Raw genomic sequence first — 26,079 nt, 5'->3', positions numbered from 1 at the left:
CGCCATGGCACGTTTCTCTTTCCGCCTGCCCGACATCGGCGAAGGCATTTCCGAAGCCGAGATCGTCGCATGGCACGTCGCCGTCGGCGACCGCGTCGAGGAAGACGGCCGCCTCGCCGATATGATGACCGACAAGGCGACGGTCGAAATGGAAAGCCCGGTCGCGGGTACGGTGGTCGAACTGGCCGGTGAGCCGGGCGACCAGGTGGCGATCGGCGCGACGCTGGTGGTGATCGAGACGACCGAGGAGGTCGTGCAGCCGACCGAACCCGAGCGGGTCGAAGCGGAAAATCCGGGCGTCGAGGAAGTCGCGACCTCGCCAGTAGCGGAACGGCAAGATCCTCCCCGGCACGGGGAGGGGGACCATGCGCAGCATGGTGGAGGGGGAGCGCCGCTGGACGCAACGCCCGCCGATGTTCCGCAACAGGCTACCCCCCTCCACCATCCGGCTACGCCGGACGGTCCCCCTCCCCGTGAACGGGGAGGAGTTTTGGCCTCCCCCGCCGTCCGTGCTCGCGCCGCCGACCTCGGCATCGACCTGTCCGCCGTCCACCATGACGGCCCGCACATCCGCCACGCCGACCTTGACGCCTATCTCCGCTATGGCAGCGCGCAGGGCTATCATGCCCCGCACGCCAGCCGTGCCCGCCCGGACGAAACCGTCAAGGTTATCGGTATGCGCCGCCGCATCGCCGAGAACATGGCGGCGGCGAAGCGTCACATCCCACACTTCACCTATGTCGAGGAAATCGACGTCACCGCGCTGGAGGCGATGCGCGCCGACCTCAACGACGCGCGCGGCCAGCGGCCCAAACTGACCATGCTGCCGCTGCTGATCGTCGCGATCTGCCGGACGCTGCCCGACTTCCCGATGCTCAACGCCCGTTATGACGACGAAGCCGGGGTTGTGACCCGGTTCGGGCGGGTACATCTGGGCATGGCGGCGCAGACCGATGCCGGGCTGATGGTGCCGGTCATCCGCGATGCGCAGGACCTGAACCCGTGGCAGCTCGCGACCGAGATCGTGCGGCTGGCCGATGCGGCGCGGACCGGCAAGGCGAAGTCGGAGGAATTGTCGGGCGGTACGGTCACCATCACCTCGCTCGGGCCGCTCGGCGGGATCGCGACCACGCCGGTCATCAACCGTCCCGAGGTCGCGATCATCGGCCCGAACCGCATCGTCGAACGCCCGGTATTCCGTGCGCGTCCCGGCGGCGGCGAGGAGATCGTGAAGGCGAAGCTGATGAACCTGTCGATCAGCTGCGACCACCGTGTCGTCGATGGTCACGATGCCGCCAGCTATGTCCAGGCGTTGAAGCGGCTGATCGAAACGCCGGTACTGTTGTTCGCGGACTGATCCGTCAGCCTGTGGTCATCTCTGTTCCGGCATAAGGCGTGGATCGGAGGTGGACGAGATGCGGGCAGGATGGTTGATCGGGGTGGCGATGCTGGCGGTGGCGCCGCTGGCATCGGCGCAGTCGGCGGATTACGACTTCGCCTACCGCTACCCGGCACAGGCCGCGCGGATCGCGCCGCTCAAGGCATGGCTGGAGGCGGACAAGGCGAAGCAGCGCGCCATGATCGCGCGCGATGCCGCGACCTCCCGCCGCGAGGCGAAGCGCGACGGCTTTCCGTTCCGCAAATATGAGGCGCAGAAGGAGTGGAAGGTCGTGGCCGATACGCAGCGCTTCCTTAGCCTGTCGGTCAGCGATTACAACTATAGCGGCGGCGCGCATGGCGGGACCGCGTCGGGCGGGCTGTTGTGGGACAAGCGCGCCGGGCGGCGGGTGGACCCGAAGGCGGTGTTCGTCTCGCCTGCGGCATTACAGGCGGCGGTGATGCCCGGCTGGTGTCGCTGGATGTCGGCAGAACGGACGCGGCGGGTCGGGGCGGTAGCCGGCGGCGACGCGGTTTTCGGCAAATGTCCGCCGGTCAAGGACGTGACGGTGCTGCTCGGTTCGTCGAATGGTCGAGCATTCGACCGCATAGGAGTGATCGCCGACCAGTATGTCGTCGGCTCCTATGCCGAGGGGCAGTATGAGCATACGCTGCCGGTGACGACGGCGGTGTTGCGCGCGGTGAAGGCGGAGTATCGCGGGTCGTTCGTCACGCGCTGAACTCCTCCCCATCTCATGGGGAGGGGGACCAGCGAAGCTGGTGGAGGGGGGGCCACGCAATGCAACGGTTCCGTATGCGGACACCCCCCTCCACCACCGCTTCGCGGCGGTCCCCCTCCCCGCAGAGCGGGGAGGATTTGATTACGCGATCGGTTCGTTGAACATTAGTGCCCGCACGAACCGCACCGGCGGCGATCCGTGCGAGATGGCGGCGTTGTTGTAGCGCATCAGGTCGAACTTGCCGCCCGCGCGGCGTTCGGCTTCGCGGCGCATGTCCATATGCTCGCTATACCCCACGAAGTAGCTCAGCAGCTGCGTCGACCCCAGCCGGGCGCGGGTCCATTTGCCGGCGGCCTCGCGCTCCTGCTGGAACGCGCCTTCCATCATCAGCTTCATCGCCTGCGCTTCGGTCAGCCCTTCGGTATGGATGCCGATGTCCAGCAGCGTGTTGGTGATAGACCGCATCCGCATCTTGAGCACGGTCAGCTTGAACGACGGATCACCGTCGAGATAATCGGCATCGGCCATCATCCGCTCGGCATAGACCGCCCAGCCTTCGACGAACGGCCCCGACGACAGCACGGCGCGCAACACCGACTTGTTCTCGTTACTGTGCGCGATTTGCAGGTAATGCCCCGGCATCGCTTCGTGGATCGACAGGTCGTGGAGCATATAGTCGTTATATTCACGCAGGAACGAGGTCGTCTGCGCATCGGTCCAGTCGGCCGGGATCGGCGACACGGCGTAGAAGGTACCGAGATTTTTCTCGAGCGGACCGGGGCTGTCGCAATAGGCGACGGCGACACCCTGCTGGAACTTCGGCATCTCGATGATCTGGACCGGGGTGGTCGGCACCCGTACCAGCTTCTTTTCACGGACGAAGGCGGTCGCCTGTTCAAGCGTCGAGCGCGCCTTGGCCATCACGCCTGAGCGGGTCGGGCGCCGCGCGTAGCTCATCTCCAGCGCGGCTTCGATCGCCTTTTGCTGCTGGGCCGGGGTCGGCCGGGCCGGTGTCGGTGGTGCCTTCGGGCGGCCGCGCAGGACGATGCGCGCCTGTTCGTACATTCCGGCGCGGGTATCGGCGGCGGCGCGAACGGCGCGTGCCTTGATCTCGGTGCGCGACAGCGGCGACAGGAGCGCGAACTTGACCTTCTGGTCGTACAGTTCGGGCGACAGGCGGAAATCGCCCTTGGCAGCGGGTACCAGCACGGTGTCGAGCCAGCGTTGCTGTTCGGCGGTCGCGGTTTTCAGCGTGGCGACGGCGCGGTCGAACTTCGCCCGGTCGCTGCGGCTCAGCGTCGACCGGTGCGGTGCGAGCATCGTCTCGACGATTTGCAGGATGCCATCATTCTGCTTGGCGACGGTAGTGGCGTAGATGGCGGGCACGCGTTCGGGAACGATGCTTGCCCGCATCTGCGCATACATGGTCGGTACCTGTTCCATGCGCCGCGTCGCCGCGCGCAGCCGCTGCGGCCATGGCGCGAAGTCGCGCGCGGCAAGGGCGTAGAGGCCGCCGGAAATGGTGCCGGCCGCGCCCTGCGGATCCCAGGCAAAGGGTTGCAGGACTTCGAGCGTCCACAATTGATAGCGCAGATCGTTGTCGAGCAGCGCGGCATCGACCTGATCGTCGCGCGAAAGCGTGTCGCGGGGGATGGCGTTGAGTTCGAGCAGCGTCGCACGCAGGAATTCGGCGTCGCGGGCGCGGCCGGCAGCGGACAGGTCCTCGACCTCGCTGTCATGCGCATGATTGCCGAGCGCGGTGGCATAGCCCGGGTGCAGCTTTGCGATGCCATCGAGATAGCGTTTCGACAGCCGCGCGAAATCGCCGGCCGGGCCGCTCTGCGCCAGCGCCGGAAAGCTGCCGGCCAGCGGCGCAAGCGCCATCAGCGCGACGAAATGGCGGCGATACATTCGGCAATTCCCCCTATATTCTCTTCCGGCCACGCTACCGGGCCGGTGCCGCCGCACAAGCGGATTCAGCGTGCCTCGCGCAGTTCGATCGCGCGGGCAAACACCGCCGCGAACATCTCCGGCGTCAGTCGCCCGGTATTCTGGTTGTAGCGCGAACAGTGATAGCTATCGATCAGCGTGATCCCGCCGGGCATGGTGTGTTCGGCCAGATGCGCGAACGGTGCCTTGGGCAGGCGACCGCCCATGACCTTCACCGCCGACTGGTGCGCGATCGCGCCCAGCGCGACGACGACGCGCAGCGACGGCATCGCCGCCAGATCGGCGTCGAGGAACGGGCGACAGGTGCGGATTTCCTCCGGCAACGGTCTGTTTTCGGGCGGCAGGCAGCGGACGGCGTTGATTATCGCGATTCCCTTTGGCACCGGCGCATCCTCAACCCGACCGGTATAGATGCCCTCGGCCAGCCCGGCGGCGATCAGCGTGTCCCAGAACAGCGGCCCGGACCGGTCGCCGGTGAATGGGCGGGCGGTGCGGTTGGCACCCTGCAGTCCCGGCGCGAGGCCGATGATCGCCAGCCATGGATCGGTGTCGGCAAGGACGGGGACCGGGGCGTTCCACCACGCCGGATGTTCGACGCGCAGCTTCTCGCGGACCTCGACAAGGCGTGGGCAGCGCGGGCAGTCGCGCGAGGGTTCGGTGGCAGCAGCGGTGTCGGCGTCGATGTCGAGCGGGGCGGGGGTGGTGATTTCCATGTGCGGGCGATAGGCGCGGGCGATGACGACCTCAACCTATGCGATTGCGATCGGATCGAACCGGCGGGGGCGGCATGGCGGTCCGACCAGCGAGGTGTGCGCAGCGATCGCGGCGCTTGACGGAGTATGGGCGGTCGCTCCGGTCATCGGCAGCGCGCCGTTAGGGCCGTCGCTCCGGCGCTATGCCAATACGGCGGTGCTGCTCGACAGTGACCTGTCGCCGCCACAGTTGCTGGCGCGGCTAAAGGCGATCGAGCGGGCATTCGGGCGGCGGCGCGGGCGGCGCTGGGGATCGCGGGTCATCGATCTTGACATCGTACTGTGGTCGCGGGGATGCTGGTCGGGGCCGGGTCTGACCGTGCCGCATGTCGCGTTTCGGACGCGCGATTTCGTACTGCGACCACTCGCTCGGATCGCGGGCGGCTGGCGCGACCCGGTAAGCGGGCGGACGGTGCGGCAACTACACCAACTGGTTGACCGCGCCCGCCCGCGGGACTAGGGGGCGGGGCTTCGTGGGCCCGTAGCTCAGTTGGTAGAGCAACGGACTTTTAATCTGTAGGTCTCGGGTTCGAATCCCGACGGGCTCACCACCGACCTTCGTCAGAAACTCGCGCGCGGGCATTGTCCGTGCCAGCTGACTAACAACGTCAGGTGCCAGTGTTGACCAGTTCGGTCCGCTGGTTCCGTCGAGGGATTCATCCAAGCGCGACCGCGATCCGCGCGAGTAGTCTGGCGTCGATGCGATCGATCTTGGCGAGCGTACCGGTCGACTGTGCCAAGCGCTTCGCGCATTCCGGGGTAAGCTTGACGCAGGGCAGATTCTCCAGCGCAACGTCCAGCGCCCAGTGATGGGTGCCGGTCGCATCATCGGCGATCGGTTCGGTCGCCCACTTCCGACAAATGCGATCAGCGCCGAATATCTGCGGTTGGATGCGGTCACTATGTACAGCGGGCGGCGCGTCCACCGCTGGGAATAAAGAGACCATCATCGAGTGCTTCGAAAAGCGATCCGCCATTCTTGTCGAACCGAAGTACCACGCCGCTGATGCCGATCGAGCTATTGACCGTGCCCTTGCAGTGCTTCACGAAGATTTGTCGCCTATTTCAAATGTTTCGCAGTCGTGCGTCAGAATTTCGCGGTCCATGCCACGCGCCCGCAACGACATCGGCTGTTTTCTGTTCGCCGCTGAAAGAATGATTGAAGGCTCCCCGGCCCTAGTCCCCTGGAACTGAAGTAAGCTACATTGTATGTCTCTTGGCGAAGGCGGGAGGCATAGATGGTGGGTCGTCAGGCGGACGTGGTGGTATTGAACGCGGCCGATCGCGCGTTCCTGGAATCGCAGGTGCGGCGTCACAAAGTACCGCGCTCGTTATCGGATCGCTGTCGGATGGTTCTGCTGTGCGCCGACGGGCTGCAGAGCAAGGAGGTAGCCGAGCGCCTTGGTGTTCACGAGCATACGGTGGGCAAGTGGCGCCGTCGTTTTGCGCAAGACGGCGTCGAAGGGCTGAGCGACGAGTATCGGGCCGGCCGACCGCGCACAGTGAGCGATGCGCAAGTCGCGCAAGTGATCGAGCGTACGCTGAACACCACGCCCAAGGACGCAACCCATTGGTCGATCCGTTCGATGGCAGCAGAGGCCGGGCTATCACACACGACGATCCGCCGGATTTGGGGCGCGTTTGGCCTGCAGCCGCACCGGTCGGAGACGTTCAAGCTGTCGAGCGATCCGCTGTTCGTCGACAAGGTGCAGGACATCGTCGGCCTTTATCTGTCGCCTCCGACCCGCGCCGTGGTGCTATGCGTGGACGAGAAATCGCAGATCCAGGCGCTCGATCGCGAGCAGCCGGTCCTGCCCATGGCGCCGGGCGTGCCCGAACGGCGCACCCACACCTACATCCGCAACGGCACCACCTCGTTGTTCGCCGCACTCGACATCGCCACCGGCGCGGTCATCGGCAAATGCTACAGACGGCATTGCGCCACCGAGTTCCTGGACTTTCTCAAGCAGATCGATGCGGCCATGCCCGAATGCCCCGAGGTCCACCTCGTGATGGACAATTATGCTACCCACAAGACGCCCCGGGTCAAGGCCTGGCTCGCCCGGCGCCCGCATTGGCATGTGCACTTCACGCCGACATCGGCATCGTGGATCAACCAGGTCGAACGCTGGTTCGCCGAGTTGACACGCAAGCAATTGCAGCGCGGAGTTCACCGATCAACGGCCGAACTCGAGGCCGATATCGCCGCCTTCATCGCCGCGCACAACGAGAAACCCAAGCCCTATAAATGGGTGAAATCTGCCGACGACATCCTCGCCTCGGTCAAACGATTCTGCCAGAAAACAATGAGCCGAACTTCGGATTCAGGTGACTAGGTTGCCAACATTCACCGATCGATATCGAATCCAAGACTGCCTCGATTGATTGGTTACTACCCAATGACAGAAGAGGTGTCAGAAAATATTCATCCTTGCTGGATCGGTCGGAAGTCACATGCACGCACATCATCGCCTTGCGCTCACGCGGAGCAGGAACAGCCCACGGCGCTGTGGATCCATCGGCGTATTCCTTACCGCGTTGATTGTGGGGATGGCACCCACCGATGCGCAGGCCCGGCAAGCAGCTATGGCTGGGGTAACAACCGCGCGATCATCCTGATGAAGAGCCGCGACCTGATCTACTGGACCGCCGCGCGCGTCGACCTGACGCGGCGGTTCCGCGGCTATCGTCACATGGGCATCGCCTGGGCACCGGAAGCGTTCTACGATCCCTGCCATCGCCGAATGATGGTATATTTCGCCACGCGAATGGGCACCGGCTGCAATTCGCTGGTCTATTCCTATGCCGATCCCGCGTTCCGTACGCTTATGACCACCCCCCGGCCGCTCTTTGCATCGCCGCGCGCGGGCAAGAGCGTGGTGGACGGCGATATCACGTGCGTGGGCAACCGTTATCAACTGTTCCTCAGCACCGATGACGGTGCCGGCAACATCCGGCAGGCGGTGTCGAACCGGCTGATCGGTAGTTATGTCTATGATCCGACCAAGGTCGATCCGGAAACTGTGGGGACGGAGGCGCCGATGGTGTGGCGCCGCCATGGAACCGACACCCATGTGCTGATGTACGACGTGTATGCGGCAAAGCCGAACAATATGGGTTCTTCGGAGACCACCGACTTCCGGACGTTCCGGGCTATCGGCCGGTTCAACGATCCGGGTTCGCCGATGAAGACGACGAACTTCACCTCGCCCAAACACGGCGCGGTCGTCGCGATTACCCCATCCGAGGCAAGTCGGCTCGAGCGGTATTTCGGACGACGGTGACGACGGCGTCCTGTCGGCCAGGGCCGGGCGTAAGGTGGCGGCGGATCGTCCCGCCTCGAAGCGGGCCGTCGGCGACCCGCAGCTTCGGGTGACGAACCTCGATCCCGGTTACGACATGATATACGAAGGCAGGACCCCGCGCCGCGCGCCGACGCCGGGCGCACGGGCGGATAGTATATGAAAAAAAGGGAGAGGTGATCGATGAACGGCGAAGCAAGTCGGCGGACGGTTCTGCTGGGGTTGTCGTCGCTGGGTGGAATCGGCCTGTGCACCGGACAGGCCGCGCCGGCGGCGCCGCTGACCGCATCGCCGCTGCCGCGCTGGGGCGATCAGGGGGACGGCAGCTTCGTCAACCCGATCATCCCGGCCGATTTTTCCGACCTCGACGCGATCCGGGTCGGCGACACCTATTACGCGATCAGCTCGACGTTGCACATGAGCCCGGCGATGGTCATCTTGCGCTCGACCGATATGGTGAACTGGACGACGATTGGTCATGCCGTTCCCGACCTGGCGATGCTGGGCGAGGAGGAACTCGGCTGGCAGCGCATGGGCAGCTACGGCCTTGGCATGTGGGCTGGCGCGATCCGCCATCACGGCGGGCGCTTCCACATCTATTTCGCCTCGCCGAAGAGTGGCCTGTACGTCACGACCGCGGAACGGGCCGAGGGGCCGTGGTCGCCGCCCCATTCGATGCTGCGCGAACCGGGCTTCGACGATCCCTGCCCCTTCTGGGACGAGGACGGCACCGCATGGCTGGTGATGACCCGCTTCGCCGCCGATCCCGTAACCGGCAAACATTATGTCATCAGCCTGTACCGGATGAGTCCGGATGGCAGGACGCTGGACCGCGCCTCGGCACTGCCGATCCAGAACTCGCAGGGGTCGGAGGCGAACAAGCTCTACAAGTTCGGCAAACTCTATTACCATTATTTCAGCGAGGTGAAGGCCGAAGGCCGCGTGCCGATGATGAAGCGCGCGACCAGCCTGCGCGGGCTGGCCGACGCGAAGGCCGTGCAACTTTGCCATGTCAACGGACCCGTCGATCGCGAACCGAACCAGGGCGCGCTGTTGCAGGCCCGTGACCGGTCATGGTGGTTCCTGACGCATCAGGGGCATGGCGACTGGGAGGGGCGGGCGATGTGCCTGCTCCCCGTCAGCTGGGCCGATGGCTGGCCGATCATCGGCCGGCGGGGCGCCGACGGGATCGGCAACATGGTCTGGGAATCACGCAAGCCGATCCGGTCCCGCCGGCCGCCGCTGCCCGACCTGTCGGACGACTTCGCCGATGGCCTGAAGCCGGTATGGGGATGGAACCACGCGCCGCGCCACGACGCGTTCAGCCTGACGGAGCGACCCGGCTGGCTGCGGCTGAAGGCGTTCCCACCGGCCTTTCCGGGTCTGCGCGGGGTCGGCAACATGCTGACCCAGCGGTCGTGGCGGACGGCGGACAACCGCGCGAGTGTCGTGCTCGACCTGTCGGGGATGGTCGATGGTCAGACCGCCGGGCTAAGCCACTTCTCCGCCGACGGCGCCTGGATCGGCGTACGGCAGGCTGCGGGGCGGCGGACATTGTGCTTCGGCCGTGGCGAGACGGTGCAGCAGGGGCCGGTGATCGATCGGCCTCGGATCGGCCTCGCGACCCGTTGGCGCAATGACGGCCGCGCCGTGTTCGAACATGACGGCGGCCGCGGTCGGTTCGAGCGGTTCGGCGACGCCTATGACCTGAAGTGGCAGGACTATCGCGGCGACCGGGTCGGCCTGTTCACGTGGCACGACGGCGCGATGCGCGGCCATGCCGACTTCTCCGATTTCCGATACCGGATCGCGTCGCAGAACGGATGATTGCCGGGCGGCGGCACCTGCGCTGTCGCGGCAGGCGGTTCCCGATACAGCCGGTGCCAGCCTGCCCGTCCTCGGACCACGCGCATCGGGAACCGGCGCGTCTAGAACCGCAACGTCACCGGCCGCCCGTCATAGCTGATCCTCCGCGTCGCCGGCAGATCGGCGATCCCACCGCCCTTGCCCGGCTGGATGATGACGATGTCCAGTTGCCGCGTCGCGATCATCCCCGGGAAGCTGCCCTGCCGCTGTCCGATCGTCAGCGTGCGGTTCGCGTCGTTCCAGTTCAGGTCGTAGGTCGCGCGCGCGCCGCGTTCATAGGCGTAGGTTTCGTTATCGTCCTCGAAGACGGTGAACCGTCCGTTCGCGCCGGGATAGACGCGGATCTCATAAGGCGCGTCGGGCTTTTCGGTCGCATATTGCTGGAGCGGCCCCATCGGCAGGATTGCGCCGGCGCGGACGTACAGGGGCGTAATGTCGAGCGGCACGTCGCGTGCCACCTCGCGTCCGCCGGTCAGCCGTTCGTTGGTCCAGAAATCATACCATCCGCCCGCCGGCAGATAGGTGCGGACCGACAGCTTGGGCGCCTCGCCAGCCTTCGCCGTCACTGCGCGCAATTCGCCGGGGGTACGCCATGCGAAGCGCAGATCGCGTTCGCCATCCCCCTGGAAATATTCGATGCGGATCGGCACGCGCTGTCCCTTGCGCAGCGTTACCTTTCCGCCGGTATAGCGTGACGCGCCGCTGGCCCAGTTCTCGACCAGCTTCCTGCCGTCGACGAACAGTCGCACGCCGTCGTCGCCCTGCAGGCCGAGTTCATGTTCGCCGTCCCCGGGCGCTTCGAGCGATCCCTCCCAGCGGGCGGAGAAATCGTTGAGCTTGGTCAGCCCCGGCGGCATCGGTTGCAGCGGCGGTTCGGGCCAGTTCTTGTCGAGGATCGCATCGACGACGCGACCGGCCGGCCGATCGAAATTGCGGCCTGCGAAATACTGACCCGCCAGTCCCGGCTTGCCATCGGGCGTCGTCAGGGCCGATGTGGGGACGGTCGCGGCCGGCTCCGGCTCGACATGGTACATGGCGCGGGTGACGGGGTGGGCCAGCAGCGCGCCACCGAACAGGAACGCGTCGTTGATCTTGTGGACCTGCGCGTCGTCGGGGAAGTCCATCGCCAGCGGTCGCATCATCGTATAGCCGTTCGACGTCACCTGCCATGCGGTCGAGTAGATATAGGGGAGCAGGCGATAGCGCAGGTTCACCGCATTCAGCAGCGAACCATAAACCTGCGGATCGCCCGTTTTGAAGATATAGGGTTCACGCTCGATATTGGTGCCGTGAACCCGCATCAGCGGATTGAACGTCGCATATTGGAACCAGCGTGCGAACAACTCGCGATAGAACGGGTTCTTCTCACCACCGGCAAAGCTGCTGACGAAGAAGCCGCCGGTATCCTGCGTCCAATAGGGGTTGCCGGTAACCGTGACGTTCACGCCGCCCGCAATCTGGTGGCGTAGCGTCTTCCAGCTCGCCTGGGTATCGCCCGACCACGACACGGCGGCGGTCCGCTGCGCGCCGGCCCATGCCGATCGGGTCAGCGTCAGCGCGCGCTTGTCGCTGGTCGCGCGCTGTCCGTCATAGGTGCCCTGCGTCGTCATCAGCGTATAGGCGTTCAGATAGCGCGAGAAGTCGCCGAGCGCGTTGCGACCCAGCGACTTGATATCGTCGACCGCCGCCTTGGCATCGTGCATCGCGGTGCTGACCTCGACCTCGGTCCCGTCCATCCACAGCGCATCGACGCCCTTGTCGAGCAGCCCGGCCTTGGCATGTTTGAAATAGATCTGCCGGCCGAGCGGGCTGAACGCGTCATAGATGCGCGCCTGTTTCGAAATCCAGTGCAGCGGCGGAAAGCGCAGCCCGTGCTGGTCGAGTTCCTTGCCCAGCGCGGTATCGTTGCCGACCGACGGCCAGATCGACACCATCAGTTTCAGGTGCAGGTCGTGGATGCGGGAAATGGTGCGTTCGGGATCGGGAAAGCGGGTCTTGTCCCACGTCATCCCGCTCCAGCTGCCATCGTTGCCGCCCCAATATTGCCAGTCCTGAACGATGTAATCGAGCGGGAAGCGTTCGCGGCGGAACGTCTCCGCCACTTCCACCAGCCGGTCCTGCGTCGGATAGCGTTCCTTGCTCATGAACAGGCCGAACGCCTGTTTCGGGATCATCGGGGCGGCACCGGTCAGCGCGCGATAGGACTGGACCACCCCGTCCATCGTGTCGGCACCCATGAAGTAATAATCGACCCCGCCCGGCGCGTCCTCCGCCCAGAGCCGCGCGCCGTCCGCATCGTCGGCGAAGCGCATGTGCGAATAGGTGTCCCACATCACGCCATAGCGGCGGTTCGACATCATCACCGGGATGATGATGCCGATATTGGTCTGGATCAGGTCCAGCTTGGCGCCGCGGCGGTTGATCGTCGCATCGTCGGTGAAGCCGAAGCCGTAGATCGCTTCGTCGGGACGCAGGGTGAAGCGGTTCTCCACCTCATAGGTCGGCGCATCGTTGATTCTCACCGGCTTCACGCTCTGGGGGCGATCGGCGTCTTCGGTGGTATAGAGCTTGCCGTTCGGGTCGAAGAAGCTGACCGCGCCGCTGCGCTTGTCGACCGAAAGCCGCAACTTCGCGGTCGCGATGGTCAGTGTTCCGGCTGTCTCGGCCACGGTGAACGCCGTGTCGACGGGCGGGGCGGTGACGACGATGCTCTTCGCGGACCAGTAATTGCGCCCATCATTGCTCGTTACCCGCGCCGTCGCCGGACCGTAGAACAGGATGGTCTTCACCACGCCCGCCGCCCGGACCTGCACGCCGCTGTGCAGCCGGACATAGCCGAAGCCGGAGGCCGGCAGGCCGGGGACCGACTGCGGATGCAGGTTCCCATCCAGCCCGGTCGGCGCTGCCACCGGTGCCGCGGCGACCGGTTGGACGGCCAGTGCCGACGAACCAGCCAGCACCCATGTCATGACGCCCATACCCATGCGTCGTTCGATCCGTTTCATCAGCCTCCCCTTTATCAGCCAATTGCCGTGCGCGACGTATCGACGGTTTTGGTACCGTCTTCCTACGTCGACACTCGACCGCCTTGTTGTTGTTCCCGCGCCGCTGGAACGGCGTTCGGTAATCACGATCGACCAGATGCGATCAAGGTTTCGGATCAACCGAGACGACGATCTGTACCTGGCGGAATGCCGGTGCCACTTCCTCGTCGACGGTCATGTCCAGGATTGGCCTGCCATCGGCAGCCCAATGTAGCCGCCGAACGCGCGTATCGCGTCCGTTGCCACCGACGGCATCGCCCCAGCTGTGATAGACGTAGAGAGGGTTGCCGTCCTCGTCCGTCGTGAACGCGCCATGTCCCGGGCCTTGTTCATAGTTCAGATAGTCGGTTACGCCCGACGGCATCGGGACGCTTTTCTGCAGGGGCAGCGGATGTTTGCGCCAGTTGCCGATGTCCGTCAGGTCGCTGTCCTGCGAAGCCCGTACCCCGCCCACTACATAGGTCGGACTGACACCCGAACCCGAATAGGTCACATGGACGACGCCATTGCGGATGATCGCAAAGGCGCCTTCGGCCAGATTTTCTTCGAACGACAGCGTCGGCGTGATGATCGGCCGGGGGGCGGATGCCAGCCGGTCGGGACGGGTCGGATCGACCTTTGCGATCCATGTCAACGGATCGCCCGGCGGCCCCGGTGGGGACAGGTATCGTTGGGACCACAGGTAATAACCCTGCCCAGCGACGTTGAAATACGACATATCGAGGCTGATGTTCCGGTCGAATTCGGCCCTGCCGAGGATCGATCCGTCAGCCTTGCGTACTGCGGTCGGTCGCGACCACGCTTCCGGATCGGCAGGGTCGCCACCATCGCGCAGCTGCATGATGTGCGCCTGCACCGTCGACCAGTCGCCGCCTTCGTTCGAACGCTGATCTTTCGGATTGAAGCATGGCGCAAACAGGATCGACAGTCGTCCGCCGATCTCGTGAAGCTCCGGCGCCCAGTAGCAGCCCGCGATCGTCCGTCCATCCGCAGTTCGGTCGCGGCGCTGACGACGGTTCAACAGATCGATTTCGCGCGATCTGCCGCCCTTGTCGTCCGAAAGTGCCTCAATGGTGTCGGCGACACGGATCGGCAGGTGATGGGAACCGACATTGTTGTTGTCGGTATCGTCGGTCGCGATGAACAGGTACCGCACGCGTCCGTTGCGTTCGAAGCGATAGATGGTCGGATCGGCACGATTATAGGCGAAGATGCGCGGATAGGCGCGTTGCCTGACCGTACCGCGTATCACATGGCTGCCACTGCGTGCTTTCGCCAGCCGTTCAAGGTCCGGCGCGTTCCAGTCGACGGCGCGTGACGCAACGGAGCCATCGGAATATTGCAACTCCGCCCGCGCGTCCGTCACGGCGCCGACGGCTCCGGCAGTTATCGAGAGCGGGGGTACGCGCACGCCGGTATTGACCACCCGGTCATAGCGGTTGCGAAGGGCGGTCGCGATCGGTTCCGATACGGCAATCTCGCCATCGATCGGGATGCTGCCGGGTTGCGCAGGGGCGACATTGCCCGGCGACACGATCCTCGATCGTAGCGCACCCGGTGTCGGTTCAAACGCTCCGCCGACCATTTCGATACGTGCAAGATCGGCGACCGTCGTTCGATACGGCGCCCCGCTGCCGTCTTTCCAGGTGACGTCGTAGCGCCGGGCGGCCGAGTCCCAGACCGCGCGGGGCGTCGACACCATCTTGTCGCCGTGCAGATCGACCACGCCCAATTCAGCGAATTCTACCGCAGTGGGGCCAGCAGCCTTGAACACCAGCGCGACGCCCGGTTCCTTCTTGCCGGCCATATCGACGCGGGTGGCGATGATGCCGAGGCTTCCGTCGGCGAAATAAAAGGGGGACGGGTCCGCCACGCCGCGCAAATCCACGCGATCCACGCCGACATAGTCGCCGCGTGCGAACGCGACGCCATAATCACCGTTCAGCGGCGTCATGTGCCCTTCCGGCCCGAGCGCCAGATGCACGCTGCGGGCGATTACGGGTTGATTGGCGTCATGGGCGCTGGTCGGCGTCCGCGCGTAGCTGGTCAGGCGTTGTGCGGCCGAACCCAATATCGTCACGTCGAACGCCTTGGTCGCTGCGGCCGCGCCAGCCCCCGTGATCCTTGCGGTCAATCGCACGGAGCGTGGCTTCGCATCATAATTGCGCAGCACGTCACCGTTCAGCGGTTCGCCGTCGACCTGCCAGCGCACGTCATGACCGGCGAGCTTCGGCAACCGCGTCCCGGAACCGACGATCGGCGGAACGACCAGCGTATCACTGATTTGCGGGGGTGCCGGCTCCGGCTGCGAACTCACCCCCCAACGGGCGACCAGCGCCGCACGCTCGCGTTCCGTGATCGGAAGGACCGCGCCGTGTCGCGGCGATCGCGGCAGCCGGAACTCGGTAGGATAGGTCCAGCGGATCGGCGGCGTGAGGGAGTTGGTACCCAGCGGAATATAGCCGATGCCGCCATAGTGATCGACCCACAGAAAATAGCGGAAGCCGCTGGTATCCCCGGCATTCGCCTTGAACGCGCTAGGCCCTTCTACTTCGGGTGTTCCTGCCCGGCGGCCGATGCAACGGTCGATCAGCGACCAGGCGGGGGCCGTTGGCATCGCGCCCAACGACCGGGATCGCTGGACGAAGATATCCGGCGACGCGCAGCCCGCCGCATCGGTACCCTTGGTGAACCGATAATAATATCCCCGATCCGCGAGCACGGTGGTGTCGATCAGTCCCTTGTCGCGGACCATGCCCGGCACGTCGGCAGCCTTCAGCCATGGCTCGGGCGTAGTAAACGTCCGGAAGTCGGACGTCGTGGATCGCAGGATCCGTGGCCCTTCACCGTCACCCTGCGTCCGCGCCCGATCCTTGAACAGTGTCGACGTCCAATAGACGACATAGGCGTTGATCGACGGATCCCAACTGGCCTCCGGCGCCCAGGTCATGCCCGCATTGGGAAGATTGACCCGAACGTGGCGTTGCTGCCCCCAGTGGACCAGATCGGTCGACTCCCAAACCTCGAGATACTGGCTCCCGCGATCGGTTGCGCCGTTCCAACCGGCGCGGCCGACCGACAAATCGGTGGCCAGCAGAAAGAACCGGTCGCCCTTTGCCGAGCGCAGGATGAACGGGTCGCGGAGCCCGCGCGTACCGGACGCCGATTCCAGCACCGGACGCCCTGCGTTCAGCGCCTGCCACTTCAGGGCGTTGTTACCCTCCGACACCGCAAAGCGTATCTTTTCGCCATCGACGCTGTCGCCGGTGAAATAGACGAACAGATATGCCTCGGCATGATCGCGGCTAGATGCCTGTTTTTGAACCTTTGAAGATCGTTCCGTATTGCCCGGTTGGGCATCCGCAGGCGGGGCCGTGGTGGCGCTGCCCAGCAAGACCAAACCCAGAAACGCAGCGGTCTTCGGTTTGCTGATAAGCACAGATATCGTTCCCTCTCCGGCGAATGTTTCGCAACAAGTTTTGCGTTCCGCAAGCGGCATGGGCGGTGGATCGATCAAGGCCGCGATGATCTGACCGACGGGGAGGGGGGCTATAGCAGCTTCGGTCGTGTGGCCTTTCGAGCGCCGAGTATCTGCGGCGTTAAGCGCTTCTTAGCTACGATCGCCTATCCGATGTCCAAGAGCGCCATCGCAGGATCGACGTCTGGACCATCGCGGCGGGCGTCGACGGCATCGTGGCCGCCGAAGGGGACGCGACCGTCGATGCGGATACGAAGGGCGATGATACGGTTCCGCGACGGGTCCACGCGCGCGAAGCTGACCATCGCGTTCGGCATCCTGCTGACCATGGCGATCCTGTTGATCGGGATGGTCGCCAACCAGATCGGTTCTATCCGCGACGCCGTCGACCTGAACCAGCAAAGCGCCAGGATCATCCGCCTGTCGCATGTCGCCGAAAAGGGCGTGATCCGTGCCAATTCGCAGATGCGCGGCGTGCTGCTGACCGGCAATTTCGACTATCTCGACACCTATTACGACGGGCGGGCGCAATTTGCCGATTCGATGGCGAGCCTCGCGGCGCTCGTCGACCTGCGCGAACAACGCGCGCTGGTGAAACAGGCGGTCGCCGCCGATGCCGACTGGAGCCGCCGTTATAGTGATCCGCTGCTGGCGATGGCGCGCCGGCCAGGTGGGCGGGCGCAGGCGACCGCAATTCTGGTCGCGGCGGGGGCGAAGGCGCGGATCACCTATATCAACCGCATGGTCGCGTCGCTGCGTGAGATCGAGGAGCGGCGCATCACCACCCGCGAGGACGAACTGCACGAGACGATGTCGCACGCCTTGTTCGCACTGGGTGTCGGTGGTGTCGCCCTGTTGGCGATGGCGGTTGCGATGGGGTGGTTGCTGACCCGATCGATCGCGACCCCGCTGGCCCGGTTGAGCGGCATCGTCGATCGGCTGGCAGGGCGCGATTTCACCGCGACGGTGCCGGTGGACAAGCGGCGCCGCCGCGACGAGATCGGCCGGATCGCCCGATCGCTGGAGGTTTTCAGAGTGGCGGGAATCGAAAATGAGCGGCTGGAGGCGGAAGCGCAGCGGCTGATCGAAGCGCGCGCAAGCGATGCGGAGGAGGCGGCGCGGCGGGTCCGCGTCGATGCCGAACGCGACCGGGCGACGATCCACATCATCGGCGCCGGGCTGGCGGCGATCGCACGAGGCGACCTGACCTTCCGCCTGCCGGGTGGGTTGTCGGGCGATGCCGCGGTGTTGAAACAGGATTATGACGCGGCGCTGGCGCAGCTCGGCGGCCTGCTGGGGCGGGTGTGGACGATGGTCGGTACGGTCGACCGCGATACGCGCAGCATCGTCGTCGCCGGCGAACAACTGACCCAGCGGACCGTCGAGCAATCGGGGGCGATCGCCATCGTCGGTGACCGGATGACCCAGGTCGCGACGTTGATCGACCGCAATACGGCAGGCGTGCGCCGCGTTGCCGAAGTCGCACATTCGACCGGCGAGGCCGCCGAACAGTCGCGCCGGACGGTGGCGGAGGCGGTCAGGGCGATGGCGCGGATCGACGAGAGTTCGGAACAGATCGGCGCCATCGCCGGGCTGGTCCGGTCGATCGCCGAACAGACGCATCTGCTGGCGCTGAACGCTCAGATGGAGGCGGCGCGGGCCGGAGCGGCGGGCAATGGCTTCGCGGTCGTAGCCAAGGAGGTGAGCCAGCTGGCCGCACGGCTGCGCACGGCCAGCCACGATATCGCCCAGTCGCTGGCATCGGCGCGGGCCTGTGCGATCGAGGGGGTCGACCTGGTCGGGACCGCCAGCGGCAAGCTGGGGCTGATCCTGCGCGACGTGAAGGAGATGTCGACGCTGGTCACCGACCTGGCCGGTGCGGCCGAACGGCAGGCGCGCGAGGTGCAGGATGTCGATGTGCGGATGCGCGACATCGCCCGTGTCACCGAACGCAATGCGATGGCGGCGGGGGAGGCGGGCGAGACGCTGGCCCGGCTGCTGACCGGGGCGGACGCGCTGGCACGGTCGCTGACCCAGTTCCGGATACCCGACGCGACCGATGCGCCCGACGCGACGGCATTGCCGGCCGCCGCCTGACGCGTTTTGCCCGGCCGCGTCCATTTGGTCGCGTCCCGCGTTCGGCCGGAATGCCCGATCCGTTCCGCCCCGAACCCCGTCCCTCGCGCCGCATGCCATGGAGCATCATCGGCATCGCGGTCGCCGTCGGCATATTGTTGCTGTTATTCTTCCTCGGCACGCGGGTGATGCAGGGCGACGTCTTCGCGCTCGACCGGCGGCTGTTGCTGGCGCTGCGCGGGAGCGACGGGGTGCCGATCGGGTCGGTGCGGTTTACGTCGATGGTGCGTGACGTGACGGCACTGGGCGGTACGACGGTGCTGACGATCATGGTCGCCTTCGTCGCGCTGTTGCTCGGCAGCATGGGGCGGTGGCGGACCGGAGCGCTGGTCGCCTTTGCCTGTGCGAGCGGAAGCTGGGCGAACGTGCTGGTGAAGCATGCGGTGGCACGGGCGCGACCCGACCTCGTCCCGCATCTGATGGCGGAGACGTCGAACAGCTTTCCCAGCGGCCATGCCGCCAATTCGGCGATCGTGTATCTCACGCTGGCGACGCTGGCATGGCCGCTGCTGCGGCGTCCGGCGGCGCGGGTGTTCGCGATGACGGCGGCGGTGCTGCTGGTGATGGCGATCGGGGCGAGCCGCGTCTATCTGGGCGTGCACTGGCCGAGCGACGTGCTGGCCGGATGGTTGTTCGGCGCGCTGTGGGCGATCGGGTGGTGGCGGATCGAATTGCGGGTGCTTGACGGCCGGTAACGACGGAAACCTTTGCCACGCCGGGCGTGCAGGGGTAGCGTTAGCGCAAACAATATCGCCGAATGCGATGGACATAGGAGGCAAGGATGACGGCAAGGCTCGCAATGGTTACTATGGTGCTGGCGCTCGGCGCCGGTTCGGCACAGGCGCAGGTTCCGAGCGGCGGCGCGCCGTCGACCGACGGTCGGCTGGGCAACGACACGTCGCGCAGCGCCACCAGCGACCGGGACCAGCAATTCGCGCTTGACAATCTGCGCGACGAGGCAGGCACGACGACCAATGCCCGGCCGACGCGCCGCAACACCAACCGCATCGTGCCGGCGGTGGCCGCCGACCTGCTGGTCGGGGCGAATGTCTATGATTCGGCGGGCGCGGCACTCGGCACGATCGAGGCGGTGAAGCCCGAGGGTGTGCAATTGGTGTCGGGCAGTTCGCGGGCGATGATCCCGGCGGACGTGTTCGCGGTCAAGGGCAACAGGCTGATGCTGAACGTGACCAAGGCCGATTTCGACAAGCAGACCGGCGCGGCGAAATAGGGTCGGTCTGGAATGTGATGACAACAGGTAGAACCGTTCGTGCTGAGTAGGGGCTTAGCGAAGTCGAAGACCCGTATCGGAGTACTTTCCCCACAGACGGTCCTTCGATACGCCATTTCGACAAGCGCAATGCCTGTCCTGAGCGACTGCCGTAGGCAGGCAGTCGAAGGGGCTACTCAGGACGAACGGGTCAGGTTTATGTCATCATGCCCTAACCGTCCAATTGCGCCAGCAACGCCTTTGCCGCTGCGGTCTCGGCCTCCTGCTTCGACGTGCCGGTGGCCTCGATCGCGGCGAGCTTGCCGATCGTCACGCGGACGGTGAAGCGCGGGGCGTGGCCGGGGCCGCTCTTGTCGACGATCGCATATTCGGGCGGGCGGCGGTTATGCGCGGCGGCCCATTCCTGCAACGCCGATTTGGGATGACGGGGCACGCGGAGCTGCGCATCGATCCGCGAACCCCATAGCGAACGGACCAGCGCACGCGCGGCGTCATGGCCATGGTCGAGATAGAAGGCGCCGATCAGCGCCTCCATCACGTCGCCCAGCACATTGTCGCTGTCGCCCGCGCCATCGTCGCGCGCCTGCTTGCCCAGTTTCAGATGGGGCACGACGCCAATCCCACGCGCGATCTCGGCACAGACCGCACCGGTGACCAGCGCGTTGAACCGTTTCGACAGCGCGCCTTCGCTCTCGGCCGGGAAACGTTCGTAGAGCCATTCGGCCACGGCGAGGCCCAGCACGCGGTCGCCGAGAAATTCCAGCCGCTCATAGGTCGCCCGGGCGGTGCTGCCATGGGTCAGCGCGCGCGCGTAATCGTCGATGCGGGTCGGGGCGCGACCCAGCGCCTGTTCGACCCAGCGGGGGAGGGTGTCGCTCAGAAGCCTTCCCCGATACGGTTCCACCGCGCCGCCGAGAACCAGGTCCAGGGCAGCAGCCACTGCGCCGATCCATCGGTCGAGAAGAAGTTCACGACCGCCTTGCCCTCGATATTCTGCAGCGGGACGATGCCGATCCCGCCGCCTTCGCGCGCCGGGAAGCGGCTGTCGGCGCTGTCGTCGCGATTGTCGCCCATCAGGAACGCATGGCCGGCGGGTACGGTGAAGACGCCGGTATCGTCGGCCTCGGTCTGGGCGAGGTCGAGGACCTTGTAGCTCTTTCCGCCCGGCAGCGTCTCGCGATATTGCGGATAGGCGCAGACCGGCTTCTCGGCGACGATGCGCTGGAATTCAGACGCGCAGTCGGTGTTGGGCGAGACGGGCACGACGAAATCGGGCATGCGCTGCTTCGGGATCGCCTTCCCATTCAGGAACAGCTGCCCGCCGCGCATCTGCACCGTATCGCCCGGAATGCCGATCACGCGCTTGATATAGTCCTGCCTGGCGGTCGGCGGCGCCTTGAACACCACCACGTCGCCGCGCGCCGGCGTACGCGGCAGGATACGGCCGGGGATCAGCGGCAGGTTCCACGGCAGCGAATAGCGCGAATAGCCGTAGTTCCATTTGGTGATGAACAGATAGTCGCCGATCAGCAACCGCGGCTGCATCGACCCCGACGGAATCGAGAAGGGCGAGAACAGGAATGAGCGGATGATGAACACCACGATCGCCAGCTTCAGCAGGAAGACCATCAGGTCCGCCCCTTCCGAACGCTTCGGTTTGGGGGCGGCGGGAGTCGCGGAGACGGGGTCGAGAGCCATGGTTCAGCCATGCGTGGGGCGGGGCGGGGCGTCAAGCGGTTGGTGGGGTTGAGGCGGGAGCTGCGGTAGACCCCAGCGTAGGCTGGTGTCTTTCGCTGCATATGGCGGTCCAGCGCGTGGCGATCGTGCTGGACCTCCCCCCGTCATCCGCCCTAGTGCGGCGGCATCATTCTTTCCGGTGATACGAGGCACGATATGGCGATGCAGGACTGGTCCGCGATCGAAGGGCTGAAGCAAACCAGGCTGACCGAACTGTTCGGACAGGATCCAGACCGGCTGGGCAAGCTGACCCTCGACGTCGGTGGCATCCATTTCGACTTTGCCAAGACGCATCTCGACGATGCCGCGCTGGCGGCGTTTTCGGGGCTGGCGACGACGATGGAACTGGCCGCCAAGCGCGACGCGCTGTTCGCCGGACAGGTCATCAACGTCACCGAAGGCCGCGCGGCGACGCACACCGCCGAACGCGGCGAGGGCAATCCCGAAGACGTCGCGCAGGCCCGCGGTTTCCAGGCGCGGATGCGGCAGGTGATCGACGCGATCGAGGCCGACGCGTTCGGGCCGGTTCGCCATATCCTGCACGTCGGCATCGGCGGGTCGGCGCTCGGCCCCGACCTGATCTTCGACGCGCTCGGCCGCGACGAGGACAAGTACGACGTGGCGATCGTGTCGAACGTCGATGGCGTGGCGATGGAGGAAGCGCTCAAGGGCTTCGATCCCGCCGCGACGCTGCTGGTCGTCGCGTCGAAGACCTTCACCACCACCGAGACGATGCTGAACGCCGCATCGGCGCTGGCATGGATGAGCGAGGGCGGGGTCGAGGATCCCTATGGTCGCGTCATCGCGCTGACCGCCGCGCCCGACAAGGCGGTGGAATGGGGCGTAGATGAAACCCGCGTGCTGCCCTTTGCCGAGAGCGTCGGCGGCCGCTATTCGCTGTGGTCGTCGATCGGATTTCCGTTCGCGCTGGCGCTGGGGTTCCAGGCCTATGAGGAATTGCTGGAGGGCGCGGCCGAGATGGACCGCCATTTCCGCCTTGCCGACTGGACGCAGAACGCACCGGTGCTCGCCGCCTTTGCCGACCTCTTTTATTCGCAGGTTGCCGGTTGCGAGACGCGAGCGACCTTTGCCTATGACGAGCGGCTGCGGCTGCTGCCGTCGTACCTGCAACAGCTGGAAATGGAATCGAACGGCAAGTCGGTGACGGCGGCGGGCGAGCCGCTCGGGCGCAATTCGGCGGCGATCACCTGGGGTGGGGTGGGGACCGACGCACAGCACGCGGTGTTCCAGCTGCTGCATCAGGGGACGCGGATCGTCCCCCTCGAATTCGTGGCGGTGATCGAGGCGGGCGATACGCTCGACCCTGGCCACCATCGTCAGCTGCTGCTCAACGCCTTTGCACAGGGCGCGGCGCTGATGGCGGGCAAGACCAACGACGATCCGGCGCGTGCCTATGCCGGGGATCGCCCGTCGTCGACGATCCTGTTGCAGGATCTCGACGCCCGCAGCCTCGGCGCGCTGATCGCCTTCTACGAGGCGCGGACGTTTGTGAATGCGGCACTGCTCGGCATCAATCCGTTCGACCAGTTCGGGGTCGAGCTGGGCAAGGAAATGGCGAAGGCAGCCGATCGCGGTGGTCAGACGTTCGATGCGTCGACCAACGACCTTCTGGCACGGGCAGGACTTGCATGAGCGATTACGACTACGACCTTTTCGTCATCGGCGCGGGATCGGGCGGCACTCGTGCCGCCCGCGTGTCGGCGGCGCATGGCGCAAAGGTAGCGGTGGCGGAGGAATATCGCGTCGGCGGTACCTGCGTCATTCGCGGCTGCGTGCCGAAGAAGCTGCTGGTCTATGGCGCGCATTTTGCCGAGGATCTGCGCGACGCAAATGCGTTCGGATGGGATGTCCCGCCGCAATGCGACTTCTCGTGGCCTCGGCTGCGCGACAATGTGCTGGGCGAGGTCGACCGGATCAACAGCGCCTATACCAGCACCCTTGAAAATCACGGCGTCGAGATCATTCACGAACGCGCGACCGTTACGGGTGCGCATTCGGTGAAGCTGGCGGGCGGGCGCGAGGTGACCGCCGAACGCATCCTGATCGCGGTCGGCGCCAAGCCGGCGGTACCGTCCTGTCCGGGGGCCGAACATGGCATCACCTCCAACGAGGCGTTCCATCTGGAGGCGATCCCGAAGCGCATCCTGATTGCCGGTGCGGGCTATATCGCCAACGAGTTCGCCGGCGTGTTCCATCAGTTTGGCGCGCACGTCATCCTGATCAACCGCACCGACGTGATCCTGCGCGGATACGACGAATCGATCCGCGATCGGCTGCTGCAAATCTCGATGACCAAGGGGATCGAGTTCCGCTTCCACGCCGAGTTCGAGGGGATCGAAAAGGGCGCGGACGGTTGCCTGACCGTCAAGATGTCGAACCATGAGCCGGTCACGGTCGACATGGTGATGTTCGCGACCGGGCGCGTGCCCAATACCGACGGGTTGGGGCTGGAGTCGGCGGGCGTCGAGCTGGACGACAAGGGCGCGGTGAAGGTGAACGATCAGGCGCAATCGACCTGTCCGTCGATCTATGCGGTCGGCGACGTCACCAACCGGGTCCAGCTGACCCCGGTCGCCATCCGCGAAGGACAGGCGTTCGCCGACCGCACCTATGGCGGCAAGGACGTGACGGTCGATTACGACTGCATCCCGGCGGCGGTGTTCAGCCATCCGCCAATGGCCGGCGTCGGCATGACCGAGGGTGAGGCGAAGTCGAAGCTGGGGTCGGTGAAGGTGTACCTTTCCGACTTCCGCCCGATGAAGAATGTGCTGGCCGGCCGCAACGAACGCGCGCTGTACAAGATGATCTGCGACGACGTGACCGGGCGGATCGTCGGGTTGCACATGATCGGGCCGGACGCGCCGGAGATTTTGCAGGCGGCGGCGATCGCGGTAAAGGCCGGGCTGACGAAGGATCAGTTCGATCAGACCGTGGCACTGCACCCGACGATGGCCGAAGAACTGGTGCTGATGAAGTAGGGTAGTGGTGGGGCGTTCCGGCCCGCTGCCGCGAGCGGAACGCCAAATCCTCCCCGACACGGGGAGGGGGACCATGCGAAGCATGGTGGAGGGGGGTGTCCGCATACGGCACTGTTGCGTTCGGCGGCGCTCCCCCTCCACCATGCTGCGGCTGGTCTCCTTCCCCGCGAAGCGGGGAGGATTTAGCCCTCCGCCAGGATCGCGTCGGCTTCGGTCACCCGTTCGCCGCCGACGCGCTCGCCGATCACCGTCGTCACCGCGACGTTCATCGTCACATTGCCCAGCGTCCGCACGATATCGGGCAGCGTTTCCACCGCGACCAGCAGCGCGAGCGGCTCGACCGGGACGCCCATCGCCACCGCAATCGGTGCGATCGAGGAAACGAAGCTGATCTGCCCCGGCAGACTGGCCGCGCCCATCGTCGTGATCGCCCCCGCCGCGATCCCCGCCGCGATCTGTCCGGCGCCCAGCGGCACGCCGAACACATGCGCGACGTACAGCGCGACGCCCAGATTCATCGCCGGCCCGGTCGCACGGAACAGTGCCACCGCCATCGGCAGCACCACCCCCGACGTTGCGACCGGCACGCCCAAATCGCCCGACCCCTTCAGCATCGCCGGCAGCGAGGCGAGCGAGCTTTGCGTCGAGATCGCCACCGCTTGGGCCGGCGCCGTCCCTTTCAGGAACCGCCCGATCGACACCCGCCCACCGAACCGGGCAAGCGGATAGGCAAGCAGCCAGATCGTCATGCCGACCGCCATCAGCACCAGCACATAATGGACCAGCGCCCCGAACGCGGCGGTCCCGGCCCGCGCACCGACGACATAGCCCAATGCAAACACGCCGATCGGCCCCAGCCACAATACCCAGTTGATGACGATCAGCATCGTGTCGGCAATCGCCTGGAACAACCGGACCAGCACGTGGCGATTGTCTTGCGGCAGCCGCGTCATCGCAAAGCCGAACACCAAAGTGAACAGGATCAGCGGCAGGAACTGGTCGTTGGCCGCCGCCGATACCGGATTGGTCGGCACGATCGCGACGAGGAAATCGGTGAAGGGCCGGACTTTCGCGGCCGGGGCGGCGGTGCCGAAGGTCGCCCGCAGCGCCTGCGCGGCGGTCTCGCCCAGTGGAAAGAGGTCGAGCAGCGACAGCGTGACCAGCGCGCCGAGTGCCGACGACGTCCACAGGATGATGACGAACAGCAACAGCGACCGCGTCGCGATCCGTCCGGCGCGCGCCGCTTCCGCCGTCTGGGCGATGCCGGTGATCAGTAGCGCCACCACCAGCGGCACGATCGTCATGCGCAGCGCGTTGAGCCATGCGGTGCCGATCGGTTCGGCGATGGCGATTCCCGACAGCGCGGTGTCGGGCGATTGCCCGGCCAGCACGATGCCCAGCGCCAGCCCCGCACCCAATCCCGCCAAAATTCTGGTCGCTTGCGACATGCTCGCCCTTTTAACAAAG

Annotated in this window: 19 protein-coding genes and 1 tRNA gene; 12 read left to right on the top strand and 8 right to left on the bottom strand. The window is 65.7% G+C overall.

The window, feature by feature from the left end:
- Nucleotides 1-4: 4 nt before the first annotated feature.
- Nucleotides 5-1,357, top strand: a complete 1,353-nt coding sequence (locus ASE59_RS11565; RefSeq protein ID WP_056456209.1) for a dihydrolipoamide acetyltransferase family protein — start codon at nt 5-7, stop codon at nt 1,355-1,357.
- A 58-nt stretch (nt 1,358-1,415) separates the two neighbouring features.
- Nucleotides 1,416-2,117, top strand: coding sequence for a DUF4163 domain-containing protein (locus ASE59_RS11560; protein ID WP_056456466.1), 702 nt, complete (start codon nt 1,416-1,418; stop codon nt 2,115-2,117).
- A gap of 141 nt (nt 2,118-2,258) precedes the next feature.
- Here the strand turns inward: ASE59_RS11560 and ASE59_RS11555 are convergent, their stop codons facing one another.
- Entirely contained in the window at nt 2,259-4,028 is a 1,770-nt protein-coding gene (locus ASE59_RS11555) for a DUF885 domain-containing protein (RefSeq protein WP_056456207.1), read from the bottom strand.
- A gap of 65 nt (nt 4,029-4,093) precedes the next feature.
- A complete protein-coding gene (locus tag ASE59_RS11550; protein ID WP_056456205.1) occupies nt 4,094-4,780 on the bottom strand; it encodes a uracil-DNA glycosylase in 687 nt (228 codons plus the stop codon).
- 22 nt (nt 4,781-4,802) lie between these two features.
- Here ASE59_RS11550 and folK point away from each other — a divergent pair, with 22 nt between their 5' ends.
- Nucleotides 4,803-5,279 carry a 2-amino-4-hydroxy-6-hydroxymethyldihydropteridine diphosphokinase gene (gene folK / locus ASE59_RS11545; RefSeq protein WP_056456203.1) on the top strand — a complete coding sequence of 159 codons (477 nt, stop codon included), beginning with the start codon at nt 4,803-4,805 and terminating at the stop codon, nt 5,277-5,279.
- Nucleotides 5,280-5,294: 15 nt separating this feature from the next.
- Nucleotides 5,295-5,370: transfer RNA gene (locus ASE59_RS11540), tRNA-Lys, on the top strand.
- Between the two features lie 105 nt (nt 5,371-5,475).
- Here the strand turns inward: ASE59_RS11540 and ASE59_RS11535 are convergent.
- On the bottom strand, nt 5,476-5,745 hold the full coding sequence (locus ASE59_RS11535; protein WP_056456201.1) for a hypothetical protein: 270 nt from the start codon (nt 5,743-5,745) through the stop codon (nt 5,476-5,478).
- 312 nt (nt 5,746-6,057) lie between these two features.
- Here ASE59_RS11535 and ASE59_RS11530 point away from each other — a divergent pair, with 312 nt between their 5' ends.
- The 3 genes from ASE59_RS11530 (at nt 6,058) to ASE59_RS11520 (ending at nt 9,948) form a co-directional block, all read left to right on the top strand.
- Entirely contained in the window at nt 6,058-7,155 is a 1,098-nt protein-coding gene (locus tag ASE59_RS11530; protein WP_056456199.1) for an IS630 family transposase, read from the top strand.
- Between the two features lie 282 nt (nt 7,156-7,437).
- Nucleotides 7,438-8,103 (top strand): hypothetical protein, encoded by a 666-nt coding sequence (locus tag ASE59_RS11525; RefSeq protein ID WP_056456197.1) that lies wholly within the window; start codon nt 7,438-7,440, stop codon nt 8,101-8,103.
- A 201-nt stretch (nt 8,104-8,304) separates the two neighbouring features.
- The gene (locus ASE59_RS11520) at nt 8,305-9,948 is read left to right on the top strand and encodes a glycoside hydrolase 43 family protein (protein ID WP_056456195.1); all 1,644 of its coding nucleotides are present in this window, start codon (nt 8,305-8,307) and stop codon (nt 9,946-9,948) included.
- A 101-nt stretch (nt 9,949-10,049) separates the two neighbouring features.
- Here the strand turns inward: ASE59_RS11520 and ASE59_RS11515 are convergent, their stop codons facing one another.
- Nucleotides 10,050-12,992 carry a TIM-barrel domain-containing protein gene (locus ASE59_RS11515; protein ID WP_056456194.1) on the bottom strand — a complete coding sequence of 981 codons (2,943 nt, stop codon included), beginning with the start codon at nt 12,990-12,992 and terminating at the stop codon, nt 10,050-10,052.
- 142 nt (nt 12,993-13,134) lie between these two features.
- Nucleotides 13,135-16,470, bottom strand: coding sequence for a family 43 glycosylhydrolase (locus ASE59_RS11510; protein WP_056456192.1), 3,336 nt, complete (start codon nt 16,468-16,470; stop codon nt 13,135-13,137).
- 300 nt (nt 16,471-16,770) lie between these two features.
- Here ASE59_RS11510 and ASE59_RS11505 point away from each other — a divergent pair, with 300 nt between their 5' ends.
- From ASE59_RS11505 to ASE59_RS11495, 3 genes are all read left to right on the top strand, one after another.
- Nucleotides 16,771-18,606, top strand: coding sequence for a methyl-accepting chemotaxis protein (locus tag ASE59_RS11505; protein WP_056456190.1), 1,836 nt, complete (start codon nt 16,771-16,773; stop codon nt 18,604-18,606).
- A 50-nt stretch (nt 18,607-18,656) separates the two neighbouring features.
- Nucleotides 18,657-19,340 carry a phosphatase PAP2 family protein gene (locus tag ASE59_RS11500; protein ID WP_235515734.1) on the top strand — a complete coding sequence of 228 codons (684 nt, stop codon included), beginning with the start codon at nt 18,657-18,659 and terminating at the stop codon, nt 19,338-19,340.
- Nucleotides 19,341-19,426: 86 nt separating this feature from the next.
- Nucleotides 19,427-19,876 (top strand): hypothetical protein, encoded by a 450-nt coding sequence (locus tag ASE59_RS11495; protein WP_156360044.1) that lies wholly within the window; start codon nt 19,427-19,429, stop codon nt 19,874-19,876.
- Nucleotides 19,877-20,087: 211 nt separating this feature from the next.
- Here ASE59_RS11495 and rnc read toward each other — a convergent pair whose 3' ends face one another.
- Together rnc and lepB are read right to left on the bottom strand one after the other, a co-directional pair.
- The gene (gene rnc / locus ASE59_RS11490) at nt 20,088-20,756 is read right to left on the bottom strand and encodes a ribonuclease III (protein ID WP_056456464.1); all 669 of its coding nucleotides are present in this window, start codon (nt 20,754-20,756) and stop codon (nt 20,088-20,090) included.
- The gene (lepB, locus tag ASE59_RS11485; RefSeq protein WP_056456184.1) at nt 20,753-21,574 is read right to left on the bottom strand and encodes a signal peptidase I; all 822 of its coding nucleotides are present in this window, start codon (nt 21,572-21,574) and stop codon (nt 20,753-20,755) included. Before lepB ends, rnc begins: the two co-directional genes overlap by 4 nt.
- Before the next feature lie 201 nt (nt 21,575-21,775).
- Between lepB and pgi the strand changes: the two genes are divergently transcribed.
- Together pgi and gorA are read left to right on the top strand one after the other, a co-directional pair.
- Entirely contained in the window at nt 21,776-23,266 is a 1,491-nt protein-coding gene (gene pgi, locus ASE59_RS11480; protein WP_056456462.1) for a glucose-6-phosphate isomerase, read from the top strand.
- Nucleotides 23,263-24,612 carry a glutathione-disulfide reductase gene (gorA, locus tag ASE59_RS11475; protein WP_056456182.1) on the top strand — a complete coding sequence of 450 codons (1,350 nt, stop codon included), beginning with the start codon at nt 23,263-23,265 and terminating at the stop codon, nt 24,610-24,612. The genes pgi and gorA overlap by 4 nt, the downstream gene beginning before the upstream one ends.
- 182 nt (nt 24,613-24,794) lie before the next feature.
- On the opposite strand, the gene ASE59_RS11470 is transcribed toward gorA, so the two are convergent.
- Nucleotides 24,795-26,060: a dicarboxylate/amino acid:cation symporter gene (locus tag ASE59_RS11470; RefSeq protein WP_056456179.1), complete on the bottom strand. Its 1,266-nt coding sequence runs from the start codon at nt 26,058-26,060 to the stop codon at nt 24,795-24,797.
- Nucleotides 26,061-26,079: the final 19 nt, after the last annotated feature.

This window comes from Sphingomonas sp. Leaf10, from assembly GCF_001421245.1.
Lineage (GTDB): Bacteria > Pseudomonadota > Alphaproteobacteria > Sphingomonadales > Sphingomonadaceae > Sphingomonas.
Note: the sequence above shows the minus strand (reverse complement) of the source record. Positions and strands in the feature narration are given on the sequence as shown.

Coding starts and splice junctions, on each gene's coding strand:
- ASE59_RS11565 (WP_056456209.1), top strand. CDS start 5: ATGGCACGTTTCTCTTTCCGCCTGCCCGACATCGGCGAAGGCATTTCC.
- ASE59_RS11560 (WP_056456466.1), top strand. CDS start 1,416: ATGCGGGCAGGATGGTTGATCGGGGTGGCGATGCTGGCGGTGGCGCCG.
- ASE59_RS11555 (WP_056456207.1), bottom strand. CDS start 4,028: ATGTATCGCCGCCATTTCGTCGCGCTGATGGCGCTTGCGCCGCTGGCC.
- ASE59_RS11550 (WP_056456205.1), bottom strand. CDS start 4,780: ATGGAAATCACCACCCCCGCCCCGCTCGACATCGACGCCGACACCGCT.
- folK (WP_056456203.1), top strand. CDS start 4,803: ATGACGACCTCAACCTATGCGATTGCGATCGGATCGAACCGGCGGGGG.
- ASE59_RS11530 (WP_056456199.1), top strand. CDS start 6,058: ATGGTGGGTCGTCAGGCGGACGTGGTGGTATTGAACGCGGCCGATCGC.
- ASE59_RS11525 (WP_056456197.1), top strand. CDS start 7,438: ATGAAGAGCCGCGACCTGATCTACTGGACCGCCGCGCGCGTCGACCTG.
- ASE59_RS11520 (WP_056456195.1), top strand. CDS start 8,305: ATGAACGGCGAAGCAAGTCGGCGGACGGTTCTGCTGGGGTTGTCGTCG.
- ASE59_RS11515 (WP_056456194.1), bottom strand. CDS start 12,992: ATGAAACGGATCGAACGACGCATGGGTATGGGCGTCATGACATGGGTG.
- ASE59_RS11505 (WP_056456190.1), top strand. CDS start 16,771: ATGATACGGTTCCGCGACGGGTCCACGCGCGCGAAGCTGACCATCGCG.
- ASE59_RS11500 (WP_235515734.1), top strand. CDS start 18,657: ATGCCCGATCCGTTCCGCCCCGAACCCCGTCCCTCGCGCCGCATGCCA.
- ASE59_RS11495 (WP_156360044.1), top strand. CDS start 19,427: ATGACGGCAAGGCTCGCAATGGTTACTATGGTGCTGGCGCTCGGCGCC.
- lepB (WP_056456184.1), bottom strand. CDS start 21,574: ATGGCTCTCGACCCCGTCTCCGCGACTCCCGCCGCCCCCAAACCGAAG.
- pgi (WP_056456462.1), top strand. CDS start 21,776: ATGCAGGACTGGTCCGCGATCGAAGGGCTGAAGCAAACCAGGCTGACC.
- gorA (WP_056456182.1), top strand. CDS start 23,263: ATGAGCGATTACGACTACGACCTTTTCGTCATCGGCGCGGGATCGGGC.
- ASE59_RS11470 (WP_056456179.1), bottom strand. CDS start 26,060: ATGTCGCAAGCGACCAGAATTTTGGCGGGATTGGGTGCGGGGCTGGCG.